The sequence below is a fragment of the Paucibacter sp. JuS9 genome (assembly GCF_044043925.2).
Lineage (GTDB): Bacteria > Pseudomonadota > Gammaproteobacteria > Burkholderiales > Burkholderiaceae_C > JAUASW01.
This window is the reverse complement of the sequence record NZ_CP194172.1, coordinates 4,747,066-4,765,236: the sequence shown is the minus strand read 5'-3', so window position 1 is coordinate 4,765,236 and position 18,171 is coordinate 4,747,066. Positions and strand designations below refer to the sequence as shown.

21 protein-coding genes are annotated in these 18,171 nt (G+C 67.1%); 9 read left to right on the top strand and 12 right to left on the bottom strand.

Features of this window, described 5'->3' with window-relative positions:
* Positions 1-9 precede the first annotated feature (9 nt).
* On the bottom strand, positions 10-657 hold the full coding sequence (locus tag ABT392_RS21285; RefSeq protein WP_395384613.1) for a glutathione S-transferase family protein: 648 nt from the start codon (positions 655-657) through the stop codon (positions 10-12).
* 165 nt (positions 658-822) lie between these two features.
* On the opposite strand from ABT392_RS21285, the gene ABT392_RS21280 reads away from it, so the two are divergent.
* On the top strand, positions 823-1,269 hold the full coding sequence (locus tag ABT392_RS21280; protein WP_395384614.1) for a hypothetical protein: 447 nt from the start codon (positions 823-825) through the stop codon (positions 1,267-1,269).
* A 70-nt stretch (positions 1,270-1,339) separates the two neighbouring features.
* On the opposite strand, the gene ABT392_RS21275 is transcribed toward ABT392_RS21280, so the two are convergent.
* From ABT392_RS21275 to ABT392_RS21260, 4 genes are all read right to left on the bottom strand, one after another.
* A complete protein-coding gene (locus ABT392_RS21275; RefSeq protein WP_395384615.1) occupies positions 1,340-1,843 on the bottom strand; it encodes a RidA family protein in 504 nt (167 codons plus the stop codon).
* Entirely contained in the window at positions 1,840-2,274 is a 435-nt protein-coding gene (locus tag ABT392_RS21270; protein ID WP_334277636.1) for a c-type cytochrome, read from the bottom strand. The genes ABT392_RS21275 and ABT392_RS21270 overlap by 4 nt, the downstream gene beginning before the upstream one ends.
* Positions 2,271-3,866 carry a flavin monoamine oxidase family protein gene (locus ABT392_RS21265; protein WP_395384616.1) on the bottom strand — a complete coding sequence of 532 codons (1,596 nt, stop codon included), beginning with the start codon at positions 3,864-3,866 and terminating at the stop codon, positions 2,271-2,273. Before ABT392_RS21265 ends, ABT392_RS21270 begins: the two co-directional genes overlap by 4 nt.
* A gap of 62 nt (positions 3,867-3,928) precedes the next feature.
* Positions 3,929-4,906, bottom strand: coding sequence for an XdhC family protein (locus ABT392_RS21260; RefSeq protein ID WP_395386801.1), 978 nt, complete (start codon positions 4,904-4,906; stop codon positions 3,929-3,931).
* Between the two features lie 184 nt (positions 4,907-5,090).
* On the opposite strand from ABT392_RS21260, the gene ABT392_RS21255 reads away from it, so the two are divergent.
* From ABT392_RS21255 to ABT392_RS21230, 6 genes are read left to right on the top strand one after another with little or no spacing between them, the layout of a single operon-like run.
* A complete protein-coding gene (locus ABT392_RS21255) occupies positions 5,091-5,561 on the top strand; it encodes a (2Fe-2S)-binding protein (protein ID WP_395384617.1) in 471 nt (156 codons plus the stop codon).
* Positions 5,562-5,571: 10 nt separating this feature from the next.
* On the top strand, positions 5,572-7,938 hold the full coding sequence (locus ABT392_RS21250) for a xanthine dehydrogenase family protein molybdopterin-binding subunit (protein ID WP_395384618.1): 2,367 nt from the start codon (positions 5,572-5,574) through the stop codon (positions 7,936-7,938).
* A 10-nt stretch (positions 7,939-7,948) separates the two neighbouring features.
* Positions 7,949-8,737 (top strand): FAD binding domain-containing protein, encoded by a 789-nt coding sequence (locus ABT392_RS21245; protein ID WP_395384619.1) that lies wholly within the window; start codon positions 7,949-7,951, stop codon positions 8,735-8,737.
* Positions 8,738-8,739: 2 nt separating this feature from the next.
* Positions 8,740-9,618 (top strand): AAA family ATPase, encoded by an 879-nt coding sequence (locus ABT392_RS21240; protein WP_395386802.1) that lies wholly within the window; start codon positions 8,740-8,742, stop codon positions 9,616-9,618.
* Complete coding sequence (locus ABT392_RS21235; protein WP_395384620.1) at positions 9,611-10,792, top strand: vWA domain-containing protein; 1,182 nt, start codon at positions 9,611-9,613, stop codon at positions 10,790-10,792. Before ABT392_RS21240 ends, ABT392_RS21235 begins: the two co-directional genes overlap by 8 nt.
* Entirely contained in the window at positions 10,789-11,340 is a 552-nt protein-coding gene (locus ABT392_RS21230; RefSeq protein WP_395384621.1) for a CoxG family protein, read from the top strand. The genes ABT392_RS21235 and ABT392_RS21230 overlap by 4 nt, the downstream gene beginning before the upstream one ends.
* A gap of 6 nt (positions 11,341-11,346) precedes the next feature.
* Here ABT392_RS21230 and ABT392_RS21225 read toward each other — a convergent pair whose 3' ends face one another.
* From ABT392_RS21225 to ABT392_RS21210, 4 genes are all read right to left on the bottom strand, one after another.
* Entirely contained in the window at positions 11,347-12,156 is an 810-nt protein-coding gene (locus tag ABT392_RS21225; protein ID WP_395384622.1) for an EAL domain-containing protein, read from the bottom strand.
* A 108-nt stretch (positions 12,157-12,264) separates the two neighbouring features.
* Positions 12,265-12,462 carry a YgaP family membrane protein gene (locus tag ABT392_RS21220; RefSeq protein WP_334277645.1) on the bottom strand — a complete coding sequence of 66 codons (198 nt, stop codon included), beginning with the start codon at positions 12,460-12,462 and terminating at the stop codon, positions 12,265-12,267.
* An 83-nt stretch (positions 12,463-12,545) separates the two neighbouring features.
* A complete protein-coding gene (locus ABT392_RS21215; RefSeq protein ID WP_395384623.1) occupies positions 12,546-13,223 on the bottom strand; it encodes a helix-turn-helix transcriptional regulator in 678 nt (225 codons plus the stop codon).
* Positions 13,224-13,254: 31 nt separating this feature from the next.
* On the bottom strand, positions 13,255-14,028 hold the full coding sequence (locus ABT392_RS21210) for an SDR family oxidoreductase (protein ID WP_395384624.1): 774 nt from the start codon (positions 14,026-14,028) through the stop codon (positions 13,255-13,257).
* 111 nt (positions 14,029-14,139) lie between these two features.
* On the opposite strand from ABT392_RS21210, the gene ABT392_RS21205 reads away from it, so the two are divergent.
* Positions 14,140-15,063, top strand: coding sequence for a LysR family transcriptional regulator (locus tag ABT392_RS21205; RefSeq protein WP_395384625.1), 924 nt, complete (start codon positions 14,140-14,142; stop codon positions 15,061-15,063).
* A gap of 41 nt (positions 15,064-15,104) precedes the next feature.
* Here ABT392_RS21205 and ABT392_RS21200 read toward each other — a convergent pair whose 3' ends face one another.
* Positions 15,105-15,725, bottom strand: a complete 621-nt coding sequence (locus tag ABT392_RS21200) for a glutathione S-transferase family protein (protein ID WP_395384626.1) — start codon at positions 15,723-15,725, stop codon at positions 15,105-15,107.
* A 69-nt stretch (positions 15,726-15,794) separates the two neighbouring features.
* Between ABT392_RS21200 and ABT392_RS21195 the strand changes: the two genes are divergently transcribed.
* A complete protein-coding gene (locus tag ABT392_RS21195) occupies positions 15,795-17,111 on the top strand; it encodes an NAD(P)/FAD-dependent oxidoreductase (RefSeq protein WP_395384627.1) in 1,317 nt (438 codons plus the stop codon).
* Here the strand turns inward: ABT392_RS21195 and ABT392_RS21190 are convergent.
* Positions 17,093-17,629, bottom strand: a complete 537-nt coding sequence (locus ABT392_RS21190) for a DUF1697 domain-containing protein (protein ID WP_334277651.1) — start codon at positions 17,627-17,629, stop codon at positions 17,093-17,095. The two genes, ABT392_RS21195 and ABT392_RS21190, sit on opposite strands and share 19 nt — an antisense overlap.
* A gap of 94 nt (positions 17,630-17,723) precedes the next feature.
* Positions 17,724-18,113, bottom strand: a complete 390-nt coding sequence (locus tag ABT392_RS21185; protein WP_334277653.1) for a VOC family protein — start codon at positions 18,111-18,113, stop codon at positions 17,724-17,726.
* Between the last annotated feature and the right edge of the window lie 58 nt (positions 18,114-18,171).

Genomic DNA, 18,171 nt, shown 5'->3' with positions numbered 1-18,171 from the left:
TCCCCCTGATCAAACCCAGGGCTGCGGCAGCTGTTCCGTCTCAATCGCCTTGGCCACAGCCGGCCTGGCCAGCATGCGCTGCAGGTAGGCGCCGATGTTGGGCAAGCTGCGCGCCGGCCGCGCGAAGTTGCGGGTCCAGCGGCACAGCATGAAGGCAAGCGGATCGGCTGCGCTGTATTGCGAGCCCAGCAGCCAAGGGCCACCGCTCCTGGCCAATTGCGCGTCCAGTTGATCCAGCAAGGGGCCGATGCGGCGCTCGGCCGAGGCCCTCACCTGGGCCACGCCCGCCGTGTTGCCTTCGTCCACCCAGCGCTCCGGGTAGTAATAGCCGATCAGCAGCGGCTGCAGGCTGTTGGTCAGCCAGACCAGCCATTTGTAGAACTCGGCCCGCTCAGGTGTCCCCAGCGGCGGCGCCAGCCTGGCAGCCGGATGTGTATCGGCCAGATGCAGCAGGATGGCGGCGGTTTCATACAGCACCAGCTCACCATCCTCCAGCACCGGGATCAGGCCATTGGGATTGAGCTTCAGGTACTCTGGCGACTTGTGCGCGCCGACATTGCGGTCCACCAGCACGCGCTGGTAGGGAATTTGCAGTTCTTCCAGCAAGACATGAGGTGCAAAACTGGCGTTGCTGGGGTAGTAGTGCAGCTTGATCATCGATGGCCTCCGGGTGGGAGAGGCATCATCGCAGAGCCGAAATTCCTTTCCCTTCAGCAAGGGTCGCCCGGTGAACCCGGCGCGCCAGATGCATGGAGTTGTTACAGCCGGTACACCAACGGCAGGTGGGCTGCGTTGGCGGACCATTGCCCCACGGAGCCCGCAATGAAACTGCTTCCCCGCACCCTGATCGTCTCGGCCCTGGTCCTGGCCCATGGTTTTGCGGCCGCCGGCCCGCGCCACTACGAGCCGCCGCGCCATCACCACCACCATCACCGCGGGATTGGCCTTGGCGGCGCCCTGCTGGGCCTGGCCATTGCGGTGCCGCTGATCGCCATCGCCAGCAAGGCTGATCGCGAACCCGAGGTGGTCTATGTGCCGCCGCCGGCACCGCTGCCGCCGCCAGCACCAGTCGTTCTGCAGCCCCTGCCGCCGTCGCGTGGCGAACCCGTCATCTACCCGCGCAACGGCCAGAGCGCCGAACAGCTCGAGTTCGACCGTAGGGAATGCAACCGCTGGGCCAGCACCCAGCAGTCAGCAATGAACGATGCCAGCGTGTTCAACCGTGCCGTCGATGCCTGCATGGACGGCCGCGGATATACATTGCGGTAAGCCCCTCGCCCATGGGGACGGCTTGGGAGCGGCCCGGCGCAAGGCCCGTCAAGGTAATTGCCCGTGCGCTTCAGCGTATTGCCATCACCTCGATCTCGACCAGCCAGCCGGGCGCGACCAGCCCGGCGACCTGCATCACTGAGCGCGTGGGCAGCTTGGGCTGGGCGGCGGTGCCGAAATACTCGCGGTAGCCGGCCATGAAGCCGTCGAAGTCCATCTTGCCGGCCTTGCCCGGGTCGCCGACCAGGAAGACCTGCATCTTCACCACATCGCCCATCGTCAACCCCAGGCCCTTGAGCGAGCGCTCGATGGCCTTGAGCGTGCCCACGGTCTGGGTGCGCGTGTCGCCATAAGCCGCCAGCGAGCCTTTCTCGGCCTTGTCGTCCGCCACCGGCGGCACCGCGCCACTGAGCAGTACCAGGGTCTTGCCGGGCGAAATCTCGATGGCCGCGGCAATCGGGAAATCAGAGTTCGGGATCTTGTGCCGGACCACCTCGCCGCTGCTCTGCGCCTGGGCCAGCGCGGACACCAGCGTCAAGAGGCTGACCGAACACAGCTTCATCAAGACATTCATGGGAAAGGCTCCTGTCTGGGCATCTGGGATCGCAGGGCGGCAACGTCGGCGGCGCTCAGGAGCGCGGCGCCCTTCGGGCCGAAGCGCTGCACCGCATGGTTGGCAATGGTGAGCACCTGCTCGTCGTCGAGCTGCCAGGCAAAGCCGGGCATGCCCTTGTTGCCGCGCATCACCATCATCAGCACGTAAGGGGCCGAGGCCAGGCGGGCATTGCCTTTGAGCGCCGGATAGCTGCCGGCACCGCGAGCGCCCTGGCCCTCGGCCATGTGGCAGCCGGCACAGATCGAGGCATAGAGCGCCGGACCGCTGCGCTGCTGGAATTGCCAGCCTTGCGAGAGCGTCGCCTCGGGCTCGGCGGCATGCACAGGCGCCCCCATCAGCAGGGCCAGGAGCAGGGCGAGACTCAGGCCGGCTCCTTGATTCGACTTCATGCGCCCACCGCCTTCTTGTGCAATTGCGTGATCGCATGCCGGGCCGAGAGCACGGCGCCCTCCTGCCAGGCGGTCAGGAGCGAGGCATGCTCGCCGGCCAGGATGATGCGGCCGTCCATCTTCAGCATCGCCGGATAGTGACGCGCGCGGGTCTCTTCGGTCCACCAGCCGAAGCAGCCCAGGGTGAACGGCGAGCGGTGCCAGGCAACGGCCATGCCGTTCTCGAACTCGGCCGGGTATTGCTTGTGGATCCGCGTGCCCAGGCGCACTGTTTCGCGGATGCGCTGCGCTGGCGACATCGCAGCAAATTCATAGGCATTGGTGCCGAAGGTGTAAGCGCCCAGCAGCACGCCCTTGCGGCCCTGGAAGCCGTAGTTCGGATAGCCGATCTGCATGATGGGCAGGTCGGTCTGGCTGATGCCGCCGTAGATGGCTTCATCCTCTTCCCAGAAGCGGCGCTTGAACTGCAGGCCCACCTTGGTGGCGGCAAAGTAGGGCACGGACTGGATGGCATTGCGCAGCTCATCGCCGACGCGGATTTCCAGCTGCGAGAGGATGGACAGCGGCAAGGTGCAGACGCACCACTGGGCACGCGCCGTCAGCATCCGGCCCGGGCGGTTCAGGTCTTCATAGCGGGCGACAACGCCGTGATCGTCCTGGCTGATCTCGGTGACACGGGCGCGGTAGCGGATCTTGGGGCCCACGGCCTTGGCCAGCGCACGCGGTATCGCGTCCATGCCACCCACCGGCTGGAACAGCGGCGTCTGGTATTCGAAGTCACGGCTCTCGTTCATCCGTGCCCAGAACTCGGGGTCCAGCATCTCCTGCAGGCTGCGCGGCTGCTCATGGTCCTTGACCATGTGCAGGCCGTCGTCCTGCGCGGGCTCGGTGCCGCGGCGCTTGCTGGCCGCGAAGCCGCCGCGGTAGCGCATCTCGTTGTCCAGGCCACCGGTGTTGCGCAGCGCGGCGAGCAGGCGCTCGCGGTCGTCCTCGGTCAGCGGCTCGTCCAGCTTGCGCTGCTGCACCACCTTGGCCAGCAGCTCGGCCACGTCGCCTTGAAAGTCTGCCTGCACCTTGCGCCAGCGCTGCGGCTGGCCGCCAAAGGAGCGCGTGCTGTGGACATAGGCGTTGTGATTGACCTGGACGAAAGGCTCGAGCGCCACGCCCAGCTGCTTGCAATAGGACAACACGCCGTGATGATGGTAGGGCAGGCGCCAGGGCCCCGGGTTCAGATACTGGCCCTGGTCGAACTGGCAATGCTGGGTGGCGCCGCCCAGCTCGGTGTAGCGGTCGCCGCCACGCAGCGTCCAGCTGCGGCCGCCGGGCCTGTCGTTGTACTCGAGCAATTGAACCTGGTAGCCGGCGCGCTGCAGCTCCAGTGCCGAGACCAGGCCGGCCACGCCGGCGCCTATCACCAGCACCGTCGCGCCCTTGGGCGCCTCGCCGAGCGAGAACGCGGGCGTGGCCGTCGAAGCTTCCGCCAGGCCCAGGAAGGACATCGCTGCATAGACGCCGGCACCACCGCTGCGCCGACCCATGGCGTGCAGCCATTGGCGACGGGTCAGCCCAGAACCACGCGATGCGCTGCTCATGGCGGACGACCATAGCAGGCAAGATTGCAGGCGGCCAGTGGTGCTCGCCCCCTCCCCCTAGGTCAGACCTCGCAGCCGGCCTCCGCGCCACTGCCCTGCGCACCGTAGCGCTCGGCCGTCAGCTGGGCCAGGATGGAGACGGCGATCTCCGGCGGCGTGCGCGCGCCTATGGCCAGGCCGATGGGGCCGTGCAGCCGGTCGAGCTCGGCCTCGCTCAGGTCGAAATGCTCAGCCAGGCGTGCCCGGCGCTTGGCCTGATTGACCCGCGAGCCGATGGCGCCCACATAGAAGGCCGGGCTCTTCAAGGCTTCCATCAGGGCCAGGTCGTCCAGCTTGGGGTCGTGCGTCAGGGCCACGATGGCGCTGTGCGCATCCGGCCGGAACTCCTGCACCACATCGTCCGGCATGCCGCGCAGCAGCCGCGTGCCGGAGACGGCCCATTCCTCCGCATACTCCTCGCGCGGGTCGCAGACCAGCACCTGGTAGTCCAGCGCCAGCGCCATGCCGGCCAGGTACTGCGTCAACTGGCCGGCACCGATGATCAACAGGCGCCAGCGCGGGCCGTGGTTGCTGATCAGCTGCGTGTCGCTCAGGCGCAGCACATCGGCGCCATGCTCGTCGAACAAGCGGGCCACGCCGGTGGCCAGGTCCAGCTCCCGGCGAACGCGCTGGCCGGCATCGAGCCTGCGCAGGAGCTCCTCACAAGCGGACTGCTCGCCCACCGGCTCCAGCAGCAGCTCAAGCGTGCCGCCGCAGGGCAGGCCAAAACGCGTCGCTTCCTCGGCGCCGACGCCGTAACGCACCAGCTCCGGCAGCTTCAGCGTCAAGGCACCGGCGCGGATGCGCGCAATCAGGTCGTCCTCGATGCAGCCGCCCGAAACCGAGCCGGCGATGGCGCCGTCATCCCGCACCGCCACCCAGGAGCCCACCGGCCGCGGTGCCGAGCCCCAGGTGCGCACGATGGTGCCGAGCACCACGCGGCGCCCCTCGGCGCGCCAATGCACCAGCTGGCGCAGAACATTCAGGTCGACGTTGTCCATCGGCGCATTCTGGCCGGTCTGCGCAAAGCGTGCCTGGCGAGGCGCCAACCCAGGTACCGCCGCAGCCATGGATGAATATCCATGAGGGTTTGCGTCAGCTTCGCGTCCGCCCGCTACGGCCTGACGATAGGCCTCAGACGATCCGGCACACCGCTCGCCAGGATCGCAAACCGGAGACAACACCATGGGCATCCCGATCACGCTCAAGATCAATGGGCAGACGCTGACGCGCGAGGTCGCGCCGGAGCAGTTGCTGGTCCAGTTCATCCGCGAAGACCTCGCGCTGACCGGCACCCACGTCGGCTGCGACACCAGCCAGTGCGGCGCCTGCACCATCCACCTGAACGGCCGCGCGGTGAAAGCCTGCGCCATGCTGACGGTGCAAGCCCATGGCAGCGAGATCACCACCATTGAAGGCCTGGCCGCAGAAGACGGCACGCTGCATCCTATGCAGGCCGCCTTCAAGGAATGCCATGGTCTGCAATGCGGCTTCTGCACGCCGGGCATGGTGATGAGCGCCGTGGACCTGGTGAAGCACCACAGCTGCAAGACAGAGGCCGAAATCCGCGCAGGCCTGGAGGGCAACCTCTGCCGCTGCACCGGCTACCAGAACATCGTGCGCGCGGTGCAGACCGCTGCGCAATCCATGAAGTGAGGAGCGGATCATGAATGCACCCGCCACTGCAACAACGGCAGGATTCATTGGCCAATCGGTCCGCCGCCGCGAAGACGCGCGCTTCCTCACCGGCCGCGGCCAGTACACCGACGACATCGTGCTGCCGCGCCAGAGTTACGGCTTCTTCCTGCGCAGCCCCTATGCCCATGCACGCATCAAGAGCCTGGACGCCAGCGCCGCCAAGGCCGCGCCCGGCGTACTCGGCGTTTTCAGCGGCGAGCATTTCAAGGCCGTGGGCGGCCTGCCTTGCGGCTGGCTGATCAACAGCCTCGATGGCTCGCCGATGAAGGAGCCCAAGCATCCGATCCTGGCCGACGGCAAGGTGCGCTTCGTCGGCGACGCGGTGGCGCTGATCGTGGCCGAGACCTATGCGCAGGCCAAGGCCGCGGCGCAGCTGGTCGAGGTCGAGTACGAGGAGCTGCCGGCGGTTGTCGATTGCGCGGCCGCCAAGCTGGTGCCCGGCACGGTGCATGACGAAGCACCCGACAACGTCTGCTACACCTGGGGCTGCGGCGACAAGGCCGCCACCGATGCGGCCATGGCTGCCGCGGCTCATGTGACACGGCTGGAGTTCCGCAACAACCGGCTGATACCGAACGCCATCGAGCCGCGCGCGGCCAACGCGGCCTACAACCCCAGCGACGACAGCTACACGCTCTACGTGGCCAACCAGAACCCGCATGTCGAGCGACTCCTGATGTGCGCCTTCGTGCTGGGCATCCCGGAACACAAGATGCGCGTGGTGGCGCCCGATGTCGGCGGCGGCTTCGGCTCCAAGATCTTTCTCTACGCCGAGGAAACCGCCCTGGTCTGGGCCAGCAAGCAGATCAAGCGCCCGATCAAGTGGACGGCCGAGCGCAGCGAGAGCTTCCTGTCGGACGCCCACGGCCGCGATCATGCGACGGTGGCCGAACTGGGGCTCGACGCCAATGGCAAGTTCCTGGCCATGCGGGTGACGACGACGGCCAATCTCGGCTCCTATCTCTCCACCTTCGCGTCGAGCGTGCCGACCATCCTCTATGCGACGCTTCTGGCCGGCCAGTACACGACGCCCAGGATCTACGCCGAGGTCACCGGCGTGTTCACCAACACAGCCCCGGTCGACGCCTATCGCGGCGCCGGCCGCCCTGAAGCCACCTATGTGGTCGAGCGCCTCGTTGAAACAGCCGCGCATGAAATGAAGATCGACCCGGCTGAACTGCGCCGGCGAAATTTCATCCACGAGTTCCCCTACGCCACGCCGGTCGGCCTGACCTACGACACCGGCGACTACGACGCGACCTTGAAACGCGTGATCGAGATCGCCGATGTGGCCGGCTTCGGCGCGCGCCGTGCCGCCAGCGAGGCCAAGGGACTGAAGCGCGGCATGGGCTATTCGACCTACATCGAAGCCTGCGGTTTGGCGCCCTCCAACATCGCCGGCGCGCTCGGCGCACGGGCCGGCCTGTTCGAGGCGGGCGAGGTGCGCGTTCATCCCACCGGCAAGGTCACCATCTTCACCGGCTCGCATTCACACGGCCAGGGGCATGAGACGACCTTCGCGCAGGTGGTGGCCGACAAGTTGGGCATCCCCATCGACGACGTGAGCATCGAGCATGGCGACACCGGCAAGGTGCTCTTCGGCATGGGCACCTACGGCAGCCGTTCGCTCTCGGTCGGCGGCACGGCCATCGTCAAGGCGGTGGACAAGGTGATTGCCAAGGGCAAGAAGATTGCCGCGCATCTGCTCGAGGCGGCCGACACCGACATCGAGTTCGAGAATGGTGTGTTCAAGGTCGCCGGCACCGACAAGAGCGTGCCCTTCGCCTCTGTCTCGCTCACCGCCTATGTGCCGCACAACTATCCGCTCGACAAGCTGGAGCCCGGCCTCAACGAGAACGCCTTCTACGACCCGACCAATTTCACCTACCCGGCGGGCAGCTATGTGTGCGAGGTGGAGGTGGATCCGCAGACCGGCGTCGTGAGGGTCGACCGGTTCAGCGCCGTGGACGACTTCGGCAATATCGTCAATCCGATGATCGTCGAGGGCCAGGTGCAGGGCGGCATCGCGCAAGGCCTGGGCCAGGCGCTCCTGGAGCACGGCATCTACGACGGCGAAAGCGGCCAGCTGCTCACCGGCAGCTACATGGACTACGCGATGCCACGCGCCGACGACCTGCCCAGCTTCACCATCGAAACAGCCAAGGGCACGCCCTGCACCCACAACCCGCTGGGTGTGAAGGGTTGCGGCGAGGCAGGCGCCATCGGCTCGCCGCCGGCGGTGATCAACGCGATCTGCCATGCGCTCGGCATCAAGGACATCGCGATGCCCGCGACACCGCACACCGTCTGGCAGGCCATCCAGACCAACCGTTGAGGAGATGGCGATGAGCTTCACTTACCAACAAGCCACGTCGGTGGCCGATGCAGCCAAGGCCGCCGCGGGCATGGACACCAAGATCATTGCCGGCGGGCAGTCGCTGCTTGGCGCGATCAAGCTGGGGCTGGCGGCGCCGGAGTCGCTGGTCGATCTTTCGGCCCTCCAGGAACTGCGCGGCGTGCGCCTCACCGCCGGAATGATCGTCATTGGCGCGATGACCACGCATGCCGACGTGGCCGCCTCGGCCGAGGTTCAGCGCGCGATTCCGGCGCTGGCCGACCTGGCCGGCCATATCGGCGACCGCCAGGTGCGCAACCGCGGCACCCTTGGTGGCAGCCTGGCCAACAACGACCCGGCCGCCTGCTACCCGGCGGCCGTGCTGGGCCTGGGTGCAACGATCACGACCGACAGGCGCAGCATCGCGGCCGACAGCTTCTTCACCGGCCTGTACGAAACGGCACTGCAGCCGGGCGAGATCATCACCTCGGTCAGCTTCCCGGTGCCAGACAAGGCCGGCTGGCAGAAGTTCAGGCAGCCGGCTTCGCGCTTCTCGCTTGTCGGCGTGTTCGTCTGCAGGATGGACACCGGCGTGCGGGTCGCGGTGACTGGCGCCGCCGCCTGCGTGTTCCGCGCCAGCAAGCTCGAAGCAGCCCTGGCGCAGGAATGGAGCGCGGCGGCAGCACAGAAGGTCACTTTCAGCCCCGAGGGCCTCAACACCGACCTGCACGGCTCGGCAGACTACCGCGCCGCGCTGATCCCTGTGCTGGCCGGGCGCGCCGTGACCGCCGCAGGATGACGCTGCCGACCAGCATCGACGAATGCGCAGGCCAGCTGCTGGCGCAGGGCTATGTGGCCCAGCGGGAGCTGGCCACGGCCGCCTTCCTGGCCTTGCGCCTGCAACGGCCGCTGTTTCTTGAAGGCGAGCCCGGCACGGGCAAGACCGAGATCGCCAAGACGCTGGCCGCGATGCTCGGTCGCCCGCTGCTACGGCTGCAATGCTATGAAGGCCTGGACATGGCGGCCGCAGCCTATGAGTGGAACTACGCGCGGCAGATGCTGGAGATAAAGACGGCCGACGCGAGGCTGAGCGCCGACGATCTGTTCTCCCGCCGCTTCCTGGTACCGCGTGCGCTGCTGCAGGCGTTGGAACTGCCCGGCCCACCGGTCTTGCTGATCGATGAGCTGGACCGCGCCGATGAGCCTTTCGAGGCCTTTCTCCTTGAAGTACTGAGCGAGTTCCAACTCACGATTCCGGAGCTCGGCACCATCAAGGCGGCCGAGCCGCCCATCGTCGTCATCACCTCCAACCGCACGCGCGAGATCCACGACGCGGTGAAGCGCCGCTGTCTCTACCACTGGGTGGATTTCCCGGACGCGGCGCGCGAGCTGGAGATCCTGCGCCAGCGCGTACCCGGCGCACCTGAAGCACTGGCCAGGCAGGTGGTGGCCTTCATTCAGGGTCTGCGAATGCTGGACCTCTACAAGCTGCCCGGCGTGGCAGAGACCATTGAATGGTCGCGCGCGCTGCTGGAGTTGAATGCCGTGGCGCTGGACCCGCAAACAGTGCAGCAGACGCTGGGCGTGCTCCTGAAGTACCAGGACGATATTGCGCGGGTGCAGGGTTCGGAGGCCGCGCGACTGCTCGAACAGGTGCGCGCCCAGGTCCATCATGGCTGACCGACTTGCCGAGAATATCCTGCACTTCGCCCGCGTGCTGCGAACAGCCGGCATGCCCGTCGGCACCGACCGAATTCAGCTCGCACTGCAAGCGCTGCAAGTCGCCGGCCTCGAATCGCGCCGCGACTTCAAGGCCACGTTGGCGGCCTGCCTGATCGACCGCGCCGAACACCGCGCGCTGTTCGAGCAGGCCTTCCACATCTTCTGGCGCGACCCCGACCTGCTCGGCCGCGTGATGGCCATGCTCCTGCCGCAGGCGTCGTCCAAGCCAGGCACGCCGGCGCCGCCCGAAAACCGCCGCCTGGCTGATGCCCTGTTTCCTCGCCAGCCATCGAAGGTACCGGAAGATGAGCCCGAGCAGATCGAGCTCGACGCGGCCCTGACCTGGAGCCAGCGCGAGGTCTTGCGCCAACGCGACTTCGAAACGATGTCGGCCACGGAATGGAGCCAGGCCAAGCGGGTGCTGCAGCGTGTGCAGCCCTTGTTCGAGACGCGGCCCACGCGTCGACAACAGGCCGCCCCGCGCGGTCGCATCGACTGGCGCGCCACGCTGCGCGCGGAGGCGCGCAGTGCCGCCCTGCTTCCCAAGCGCGAGCGTGCCGGCGAGCGCGTGGCGCCACTCTTGATCCTGGCCGACATCTCCGGCTCGATGAGCCGCTACTCGCGCATGCTGCTGCATCTGGCCCATGGCCTGAGCAACCCGGCCGAGCGCCGCCGCGCGCCCCGGGTCGACAGCTTTGTCTTCGGCACCCGCCTCACGCCGATCACGCGGCTCATGAAGCAGCGCGACCCGGACCTTGCCGTCGCGGCTGTATCGCGCCGCGTCGAAGACTGGTCGGGCGGCACCCGCATCAGCGCCTGCCTGCATGAGTTCAACAAGCGCTGGTCGCGCCGGGTGCTCAGCTCCGATGCCACCGTGCTCCTGATCACCGACGGCCTGGAACAAGGCGCGGAAGATGACCCACGCTGCGAACGCCTGGCCTTCGAGGCGCGCCGCCTGCGCCTCTCCTGCCGCCGCCTGCTGTGGCTCAACCCCTTGCTGCGCTTCGAGGGCTTCGAGCCTCGCGCGGCCGGCATCAAGGCCCTGCTGCCGGAGGTGTCGGCGCACATGAAGGCTCACAATCTGGCCAGCCTCGAAGCACTCACCGACTGCCTCTCCTCCTCATCATCATGAATCTGACCGGCGAAGAAACCCTTCCAGTTTCTCAAGCGCAAGCCTGGGAGGCGCTCAACGATGTCGAGATCCTGAAGCAGGCCATCACCGGCTGCGAGTCCTTGACGCTGGTGGATGAGCATGAATACGAGGCGCTGGTGGCCGTGTCCATCGGCCCGGTGAAAGCCAAGTTCAAAGGCCGGCTGAAGCTCTCCGACCTGAAGCCGCCCAGCAGCTACCAGATCGCCTTCGAAGGCCAGGGCGGCGCAGCCGGCCACGGCAAGGGCTCGGCGCAAGTGCGGCTGGAAACGCTGGGACCGACGCAAACGCTTCTGCACTACGCGGTGGTGGCCAGCGTGGGCGGCAAGATTGCGCAGATCGGTTCGCGCCTCGTGGACATGGCGGCGCAGAAGATGGCTGGCGACTTCTTCGCGGCTTTCAACGCCGCGCTGCAAGAGCGCTACGCAGTCGCACCCCCGCCGCCACCTGAGCCGAAGAAGCCTCTGGGCAGGCGCTTCCTCGACTGGTACCTCGGCTGGCTGGGCCGAATCTTCACGGGCAAGGTCTGACGGGCGCTACGAAAGCGGGCCCCAGGCCTCGGGCGACACCTCGGCCACCGAGCGAAACGCGGGGCGCGCGAACAACCAGCCCTGCATCAGGCGAATGCCCGCCGCGCGGAGGAAGTCGCGCTCGGCCTCAGTCTCGATGCCTTCGGCCACGACAGCAATGCCCAGGTCCTGACACAGGCTGACCAGGCTGCGGACGATGGCCTGCCGAGGCCGGTCAGCATTGACATTGCGGACCAGGCCCATGTCGAGCTTGATGATGTCGGGCTGGAAGTCGGCCAGCAGGGACAGGCCGGCGTAGCCTGCCCCGAAATCGTCGATGGCCGTCTTGAAGCCACAGCGCTTGTACTCGCGCAGGATGGAGGCAAGCCAGGCGCCGTCATTCACCTCTTCGCCCTCGGTCACCTCGAAGATGATCCGATCCAGCGGAAATCCGTGCTGGCGTGCCGCAGCCAGCGTGGTGCGGATGCAGACCTCGGGCTTGTAGATCGCGTTGGGCAGGAAGTTGATCGAGAGGTGCTCTCGAATACCGAGCTGGTGCGCCCCCTTGATGGCCTTGACCCGGCACGCCTGATCGAAGCGGTAGCGGTTGCCGTCATTCACCTGGCTGAGCACCGACATCGCGCCCTCGCCGTTCGGGCCGCGCACCAGTGCTTCGTGCGCGAATACCTTGCGGCTTTGCAGGTCGACGATGGGCTGAAATGCATAGTCGAACTGAAAGCCCACGCGCTCGCCATTGCCACAGTCATGGCAGTCTTGCGGCGTGCCGTCGAGCGGCGTGAAGGTCGACGCAGAGAAGGAGGAAGAGGACGAGGGCATGGCTGGCTTCGCATCGAGTTCGATGTGCCCCGAAGTTTGCCTGATTCCTGGACAACTCTGCAGTGCCACCCTCCGCGGCTCGCCCCGTTCTGCGCGACCCAATGCTGCTCAGCGCTTCCCGGTCGCGCAGGTGCTCCAGCCGAAGGGCAGGTAGGCAGGACAGAAGCGGAAGGCGCCGGTCAGTAGCGGCACGATGCCCACCCAGGCCCAGGCACCCACCGTGCCGGTAGCGGCCCCGACGATCAACGCCAGGCCGATGGCAATCCGCAAGACACGGTCCACGCTGCCCACATTGGTCTTGAACATCTTGTGCTCCTTTTTATCCATCAGTCATCACGAATGTATGGACGGACTATGCGCCTGGACGCGCCGCGTCGACTTGATCTGGATCAGCCGCGCTGCCGGCGGGTCATGTCCGCGAGGGTCTTGCCGGGCTCGTCGCGGAATCGCTCGTCCAGCACGCGCAAGGACCGGATGCGGTCGACCCGGAAGCTGCGGAAATCCTCGCGCAGCTCGCACCAGGCTGCCAGGGTCCAGACCTGGCCCCAGAACAGGCAGGCCAGGGGCCGCACCAGGCGTTCGCTGGTCTGCTCGCTGAGGTCCTGGTAATGCAGGCTCAGCTTGTTGCGGTTCTCGGTGGCCTCGCGCAGGCGCGCCAGGCGCTGGCGGGTGGTGGCATCCAGGCCGGTCTGCGGCGCGAAGACGGCCAGGCTCTCGGCGGAAGCACGGGCCGCTGGGGTAAGCACCGCCAGGATCTTGCCCAGCGCGCCTTCGGCCTCATCGGCCAGGCCTTCATCGAGCTGCGGCTGCGAGAGCCGCACGGCGGCCACCAGGGCCTGCGCTTCGTCCTTGCTGAACATCAGCGGCGGCAGGTCGAAACCGGCCTTCATGCGATAGCCCACGCCCGCCTCGCCATCGATGGGCACACCCTGCATCTGCAATGCAGCCACATCGCGGTAGACGGTGCGCACCGACACCTCCAGCCTCTCCGCCAGGAACTCGGCGGTGGTGAGGCGGCGGCCTCGAATCAGTTGAACGATCTGGAACAAACGGTCGGCGCGGCGCATGGGGCGGCATTGTGCCGCCCCCCGACGCTGGTTACAGCTGGCTCATGCCGCCGTCGACGATGATTTCGGTGCCGACGATGAACGCCGACTCCGGCGCCGCCAGGTGCAGTACGGTCGAGGCGACCTCGGCCGGCGTGCCGAAGCGGCCGAGCGGCACCTGGCTCTGGATCTGCGCCGCCACCGTGCTGAGCGTGGCTTCATCGAAGCCCAGCTTGCCGTACAGCGGCGTGCCCACCGGGCCGGGGCTGACCACATTGACCCGCACGCCGCGCGGCAGCAGCTCGGCCGAGAGCGTCTTGGCCAGCGAGATCAATGCAGCCTTGCTGGCAGCATAGATCGAGCTGTTGGGCATGCCGATGTGGGCATTGATCGAACCGTTCAGGACGATGGACGCGCCCTTGTTCAGCAGCGGTGCCAAGGCCTGGATCTGGAAGAAGGCGCCCTTCACATTGACGTCGAAGATGCTGTCCCACAGCGCGCTGCTGGCGTCCTCCAGGCTGGCGAACTTGGCCGAGCCGGCGTTGATGAAGACGGCATCCAGGCGCACGCCCTGCGCGGCCAGCGTGTCGGCCAGGCGCTTGGCGTCTTCGAGCTTGCCGGCATCGCTGCGCAGCGCGACGGCGGCTGCACCGAGCTGCTCCGCGGCCTTGTCCAGGGCAATGGGATCGCGGCCGGTAATGAAGACGCGGGCGCCTTCGTCGACGAAAGCATGTGCGGCGGCCAGGCCGATGCCACTGTTGCCGCCGGTCACCAGGACCGTCTTGTTGAGGAAGCGTTGCGCGGTGGTGTGTGTCGTGTGTGTCATCTGGAACTCCGTTGGTGGTCAAAGCGGCGGTGTTGCCGTGAGTCCAATGTCGGATTTCTGCCCTTCGCTGCCGTACCATGCCGTCGATGCCAACGTTCGAAGGAGTCGAACATGTTGTCGGAAGACGAGCTGCACTTGCTGCTGGCGATCAGGCAGACCGGCAGCCTCTCGCGTGCTGCCGCGCAGCTGGGAAAAGCACCCTCGACGATCTCGCATGCGGCGCGCCAGCTCGAGAACCGGCTGGATGCCCTCTTGTTCGACCGGCGCCGCTATCGGCTGCAATTGACGCCGGCCGGCGCGCTGCTGGCACTGGAGGCCGAACGCATCCAGCAGGACGCGCACCGCCTGACCCGCCGGGTCAAGCAGGTGGCGCGCGGCTGGGAAGACCGGCTGAGCATCTGCACCGACGAGATCTTCGAGTTCGAGACCCTGCTGCCGCTGATACGCGACTTCGACGCGCTGGATTCAGGCGTGCACCTGCGCTTCTCGCACGAGGTGCTGGGCGGCACCTGGGAGGCTTTGCGGGAGGGCCGTGCCGACCTGGTGATAGGCGCCACCAATGAGCCGCCATCGATGGCCGATCTGCACTGGCGGGAACTGGGGCGCATGGACTGGCTCTTTGCGGTCTCGCCGCGCCACGCGCTGGCCAAGGCGAAAGAGCCTCTGCAGGCCGAGACAGTGCAGAAGCATCGCTCCGTTGTGGTGGGCGACAGCTCGCGGCACAAGGGTGAGCGCAGCTATGGCGTCCTGGGCGGCCAGCCCAGCCTGGCCGTGCCCTCGATGCGGGCCAAGATCCTCGCGCAATGCGAGGGGCTGGGCGTGGGCTGGTTGCCGGCGCAGCGGGTGCAGCCGCTGATCAAGAGCGGACAGCTGCTGGCCAAACGCGTGGAACAGGCACGCGAGCCCAATGTGCTCTACATCGGCTGGCGCAGCCCGGGCGAAGCAGGCTCCGAGGGTCAGGCCTTGCGCTGGTGGCTGGACAAGCTGGCCGACCCACGCCTGGCGCAGCGATTGCTGGAAGGCCGAGCCACGTAACGCGCCACAATAAGCGCCACGAAAGCGCCACTGAGGCCTGCTCAGGGCATGCCGTTGGCGCCATGCAGCTGGAAGCCCGGCCGCTCGTTCAGGCGCTGCAGCCAAGACGCCACGGCAGGCAGCTCGGGGTGTTCCATCGGCGCCATCAGCCAGCGCTGCGCCGACAGGCCCAGCACCACGTCCGCCAAGCTGAACTGATCGCCAGCGGCGAAAGCGCCGGTCTTGGCGAGTTGCGCATCCAGCAAGCCCATGTGGCGATGCCAACCCGAGATGCCCGCCTGCAGCGCGGCCGGGTCCTGGTGCGCAGGGCTCTGGCGCACCAGCGACATGAAGGCATAGCGCCAGGCGTTGTTCAGCTCGGTGGCCTGCCAGTCCATCCATTGTTCGACGCGGGCTCGCGCAGCCGGTTCGGCGGGCAGCAAGTCCTGCCGCTGCTCGTGGCCCGCCAGGTAGCGGCAGATGGTGTTCGACTCCCACAGCACCAGCTCGCCGTCCTTCAGCACCGGCACCATGGCATTGGGGTTCAGCGCCAGGAATTCCGGCGTGTTCGTGTCGCGGTAGCCACTGCCCCAGGGTTCCAGCTCGGGCTCGAGGCCGAGCTCTACGCAGGTCCACAAGACCTTGCGCACATTGATGGACGTGGGTTTGCCGAGAATTTTCATGTATCAAGCCATAGCGTTATTGCATGGCGCGCATTCTGATCGAGCTCAAAGGTGGCCAACAATCGCCACATGAGCGAAGCCAACGACAGAGACCCTCTCCATCATGTCCTCATCATCGGCTGCGGTTTCGGTGGCCTGGAAGCGGCCAAGACCTTGAACCGGCCGGGCGTGCGCATCACGCTGGTGGACCGCAGCAACCATCACTTGTTCCAGCCCTTGCTTTACCAGGTCGCCACGGCGGGCCTGTCGGCACCGTCCATTGCCGCGCCGATCCGGCACATGCTGCGCAAGCAGCGCAATGCCACGGTCTTGATGGCCGAAGTCACCGGCATCGACAAGGCACAGCGCCAGGTCTTGCTCGGCGACGGCCAGAAGCTCGGCTACGACTCCCTGATCGTGGCCAGCGGCGCCACGCACAGCTACTTCGGCCGCGACGAATGGGCCGAGCATGCACCGGGGCTGAAGACCCTGGGCGATGCCTTCCAGTTGCGTGCCAAGCTGCTCTCTGCCTTTGAACAGGCCGAGCTGAGCAACGATGCAGCCGAGCGGGCGGCGCTCCTGAATTTCATCGTCATCGGCGCCGGGCCCACCGGCGTGGAGATGGCCGGCACGCTGGCCGAGATCGCCCGCCACACTTTGCGCAACGAGTTCCGCCGCATCGACCCGGCACAGGCACAGGTGATGCTGCTGGAAGGCTCGGAGCGCGTCCTGCAAGCGTTCAAGCCCGAGCTGTCTGAAAAGGCGCGCAAGCAACTGCAGGCGCTGGGCGTGCAGGTGCAGACCGGCGCTCGCGTGGTCGCCATCGACGCGCAGGGCGTGGAGCTCGAACAGGCCGGCGAGCGCCGCCGCATCGCCGCGCGCACCGTGGTCTGGGCCGCCGGCGTCGCGGCATCACCCTTGGGCCGAGCGCTGGAGGTGCCGGTAGATCGCGCCGGTCGCGTGGTCGTCGATGGCGGCCTCAACATACCGGGCCATGCGGAGATCTTTGTCGTTGGCGACCTGGCGTCGGCGCAAAGCGTCGAGAAGGACGGCACGAGCAAGCCGGTGCCCGGCGTGAGCCCGGGCGCCAAGCAGATGGGGCGCCATGCGGCGCTGAGCATCCTGGCGCGCAGGGCCGGCAGCCCGCCGCTGCCGCCCTTCCGCTACCTCGACTACGGCTCGCTCGCCACGATAGGCCGCAAGGCAGCGGTGGCAGATGTGGGACGCTGGCAGTTCAGCGGCTATTTCGCCTGGCTGTTCTGGCTCTTCATCCACATCTACTTCCTGATCGGCTTCCGCAACCGCCTGGTGGTGCTGATGGACTGGGCCTGGGCCTACTGGAGCTTCCAGCGGTATGCGCGGGTCTATGCGGAAACCGCCGGCAGCACTCAAGCCGACAAGGCCTGATGGATCTTCATGAGCGTCGCCCAGTTGCGCGTGGTGCCGGTGTTGCCCGTCATCTTGAGCAGGGCCTCGGGCAGGCGGCTTTCCAGGATGCCGTTTGCGCACCAGAGGTAGGCCGCATCCGGGCCGACGAGAAAACGCTCTTCGCCAACAGCCTGTTCGGCCAGGCCGCTCAGCGCGGCCAAGCCGGCGGCGTCTTCACAAAAAACCACCAGCAGTCGCGAGGGGTCGGTCTCGGCCTGCTCCTTCAAGGGCAGGCCAGTCACCGCCGCCTCGATCTCGGCGGCCGCCTTGACGATCACCCGCGCGTCGACGCCGAGCTTTTCATGCACTGCCGAGCGGATGCGCTCGGCATGCTTGGCGCGGCCCTTGGCCTCGAAGACCGCGTTGCCGCTGTTCAGCAAGGTGCTGACTTTCAGATAGCCCATCTCTTCGAGCAGCGCGCGCAGATCGGCCATCGCGATGCGCTTGGCCTTGCCAACGTTGATGCCGCGGAACAAGGCGACATGGCGAGTTCCCATCCGTTCCCTCTCAGCCGTGTTTCTCAGGAAGCCGCAGTATCGTGCCCCAGACCTCGATGCACGGCCGGCTCGCGCAGGCCGTGACACTTCACGATCAGCCCATCGGCGTGCAGAGCTCCACCAGCGTGCCATCCGGGCAGCGCACATAGGCCACGACCTGGCCCCAGGGCTTGCTGACCGGCTCCGCGAGGCCGGCAGCACCCGCCGCGAGCGCGCGCTGGTAGGCGGCCGGAACGTCGGTGCAGCTCAGGCCCAGCTCCATGCCCAGCGGCTGGGCGCTGCGATCGGCCGCCACATAGTCGTGGCCCAGGTTGCCGCGCGCCACCTCGTGCTGGGCGAACGACAGCGTGGTGGCCCCGGTGGCCAGCTCGCCATAGCCGCCCGACTCATGCAGAAAGCGGCGTTCAAAGCCGAAGGCACGCTCGAAGAACTCGAGCGAGGCGGCCACGTCGGCCACATAGACGATGGTGTAGGCGAGCTTCATGGGGAACTCCTTGCGGTGGGATTCAGGCGGCCGCGTGCAAGCCGATGCGGTTGCCATC